4 protein-coding genes are annotated in these 3,083 nt (G+C 65.1%); 3 read left to right on the forward strand and 1 reads right to left on the reverse strand.

What is annotated here, in order from left to right; translation table 11 throughout:
- Positions 1–165: LysR family transcriptional regulator (locus SE92_RS37165; RefSeq protein WP_349510048.1), on the reverse strand; the 165-nt coding region annotated here is incomplete at its 3' end.
- 181 nt (positions 166–346) lie between these two features.
- Between SE92_RS37165 and SE92_RS20090 the strand changes: the two genes are divergently transcribed.
- From SE92_RS20090 to SE92_RS37170, 3 genes are all read left to right on the forward strand, one after another.
- Positions 347–1,321: an NAD(P)H-dependent flavin oxidoreductase gene (locus SE92_RS20090; RefSeq protein ID WP_063197760.1), complete on the forward strand. Its 975-nt coding sequence runs from the start codon at positions 347–349 to the stop codon at positions 1,319–1,321.
- 39 nt (positions 1,322–1,360) lie between these two features.
- Positions 1,361–2,545 (forward strand): ABC transporter substrate-binding protein, encoded by a 1,185-nt coding sequence (locus tag SE92_RS20095; protein WP_063197762.1) that lies wholly within the window; start codon positions 1,361–1,363, stop codon positions 2,543–2,545.
- A gap of 22 nt (positions 2,546–2,567) precedes the next feature.
- A partial coding sequence (locus SE92_RS37170) for an AMP-binding protein (protein WP_245324648.1) occupies positions 2,568–3,083 on the forward strand: 516 nt, incomplete at its 3' end.

Below are 3,083 nucleotides of genomic sequence, written 5' to 3' on the forward strand. Positions count from 1 at the left end.
AAAGCCGTCGGCGGCGCGGGCCAGCAGCTTGGTGCCGAGCTGCGCCTCCAGCGCCGCGATCTTGCGGCTGACAGTCGGATGGCTGGCGTGCAGCCGCCGCGCCGCGGCGGTGAAGCTGCCGGTATCCGCCACCGCGACAAAGGTCTTGCAGAGATCCCAATCCACCGGCAGCCCCGTTCAAAGCTGAATACACCTATGTTCAATCTTGAACGATCCTGCGCGCGCGGTCCAACCCTATAGTGGGGTCAAACCGCGAGGCGGGCGCACCCGCCAACGCGACAATCGACATGGAAGCGCTCGCCCCTTGGCCGGAACGACCGGCGATGCGGGTCGTCAGGAGGATCGAATGGCATTGCCTGCCCTGCTCAAGAACAATCTGGAGCTGCCCGTCGTCGGCTCGCCGCTCTTCATCGTCTCCGGACCGGAGTTGGTGATCGCGCAGTGCAAGGCGGGAATCGTCGGCTCGTTTCCCGCGCTCAACGCCCGTCCGGTCGAGAAGCTCGACGAATGGCTGAGCCGCATCGAGGACGAGCTCGGCGAATACAAATCGCGCAATCCCGGCAAGAAGGTCGCACCCTACGCCGTCAACCAGATCTGCCATGCCTCCAACGACCGGCTGATGAAGGACATGGAGACGTGCGTCAAGCACAAGGCGCCCATCATCATCACCTCGCTGCGGCCGCCGGCGGAGATCGTCGAGGCCGCACACTCCTACGGCGGCGTAGTGTTCCACGACGTCATCAACGTCAAGCACGCGCGCAAGGCCGCCGAGCAGGGCGTCGACGGCCTGATCCTGGTCTGCGCCGGTGCGGGCGGACATGCCGGCACGCTGTCGCCCTTCGCTCTGGTGCGCGAGGTCAAGCAATGGTTCGGCGGCGCAATCCTGCTGTCGGGCGCGATCAGCGACGGCTACGGCATCGCTTCCGCACTGACGCTGGGCGCCGACCTCGCCTATATGGGCACGCGCTTCATCGCGACGCAGGAAGCCAATGCCGACCCAGGCTACAAGTCTGCGCTGACGCAGCACGCCGCGCACGACATCGTCTACACCAACCTGTTCACCGGCGTGCACGGCAATTATCTCGGCCCCTCGATCGCCGCCGCCGGGTTAGATCCGGACAATCTCCCGGCCGCTGACAAGTCGAAGATGAATTTCGGCTCCGGCGGCAACACGAAATCGAAGGCGTGGCGCGACATCTGGGGATCCGGCCAGGGCATCGGCCAGATCACCGATGTCCCTCCCGTCGCCGAGCTCGTCGACCGGATGAAGGGCGAGTTCGATCAGGCCCGGCAGGATTTTTTGATGCGCGCAAGCGCCTGACGTCTCGGATCGACAGACAAAGAACAACGGGAGGACACCATGAAGCTGGCAGCCGCACTGATCGGCATGTCGCTGCTGACGCTCGCCGGCGGCAGCGTTCATGCCGAAGGCACGGAGGAGATCCGCATCGGACAGACCCTGCCCTATAGCGGTCCGGCCTCCGGCTTCGGCGCGATCGGGCGGACGCAGGAAGCCTTCTTCGAGAAGGTCAACGCCGAAGGCGGCATCAACGGCCGCAAGGTCAAGTTCATCACGCTGGACGACGCCTATTCGCCACCGAAGACGGTCGAGCAGACCCGCAAGCTGGTGGAGCAGGACGAGGTGCTGATGATGTTCGGCTCGCTCGGCACCGCCACCAACAGCGCGGTGCAGCGCTACCTGAACAGCAAGAAGGTGCCGCAGCTGTTCGTGCTCTCCGGCGCGACCAAATGGGCCGATCCGCAGAAATATCAATGGACCATGCCCGGCATGGCCGCCTACGAATCCGAGGGCGTGGTCTATGCCAAGCACGTGCTGCGCACCAAGCCCGGCGCCAAGATCGCGATCCTGTCCCAGAACGACGATTTCGGCCGCGACTATGTCGCCGGCTTCAAGCGCGCGCTCGGGGACAAGGCCGCGAGCCTGATCATCGCGGAGCAGACCTACGAGACCAGCGCACCGACGATCAGCTCGCAGCTCTCGACCCTGAAGGCCTCAGGCGCCGACGTGCTGTTCGGCGTCGTGCTCGGCAAGTTCACCTCGCAGATGATCAAGGGCGTGGCCGAGATCGGCTGGAAGCCTGATCTGTTCTTCGTACCCACCTCGGCCTCGTCGATCTCGTTCCTGGAGCCTGCGGGGCTCGACAACGCCGTCGGCCTGATCTCGTCGAGCAACCAGAAGGACACGATGGACCCGCAATGGGCCGGCGATCCCGGCGTGAAGGAGTACTTCGCCTTCATGAAGCAGTACATGCCGAACGCCGACCTCTCCAATTCCAACTACGCGGCCGGCTATCACTATGCGACGCTGCTGATGACCGTGCTGAAGGCGTGCAAGGACGATGTCAGCCGCGACAACATCATGCGTCAGGCCGCTTCGCTGAAAGACGTGAAGTTGCCGCTGCTGCTGCCGGGCATGAGCGTGAGCACCGGCCCCGACGACTATCTGCCATTCCAGCAGCTTCAGCTCCGGCGCTTCAACGGCAAGAGCTGGGTCGGCTTCGGCGACGTGCTGGATGATCGCTGACACGAGCGAACGAGGACCGACGATGATCATCAGCGGCGAACGCCGGATCGGCTATGACGCGATCCAGGCGCGCATCAAACGCGCGGCGAGCGGGCTGCGCACCCTCGGCCTTGCCGAAGGCGTGCCGGTCGCGATGATGCTGCGCAACGATTTCGCCCTGTTCGAAGTGGTCGCGGCCTCTGCCGCACTGGGCAGCCCGGTGGTGCCGATCAATTGGCATCTCAAGGCCGAGGAGGTCCGTTACATCCTGACCGACAGCGGTGCGAAGATCCTGGTCTGCCACGCCGATTTGCTGCCGCAGATCCGCGACGGCATCCCGGCGGATGTCCGCCTCCTCGTCGTCGCGACGCCGCCCGAGCTCGCGGCAACCTTCGGCATTCCCCCTGATCTGACCGAGGTCCCGGACGGACTGCCCGATTGGGACCGTTGGCGCGACGGGCATCCGGAAACCCAGGAGCCGGCGCGGCGAGCGGCGGCGATGATCTACACCTCGGGGACCACGGGCATGCCGAAGGGCGTGCGGCGCATGCCGATGCCT

Source organism: Bradyrhizobium sp. AT1 (genome assembly GCF_001590795.1).
Classification (GTDB): domain Bacteria; phylum Pseudomonadota; class Alphaproteobacteria; order Rhizobiales; family Xanthobacteraceae; genus Bradyrhizobium.

Bases quoted from the DNA above. Each gene is read 5' to 3' on its own strand.
- SE92_RS20090 (WP_063197760.1), top strand. From the start codon at position 347: ATGGCATTGCCTGCCCTGCTCAAGAACAATCTGGAGCTGCCCGTCGTC.
- SE92_RS20095 (WP_063197762.1), top strand. From the start codon at position 1,361: ATGAAGCTGGCAGCCGCACTGATCGGCATGTCGCTGCTGACGCTCGCC.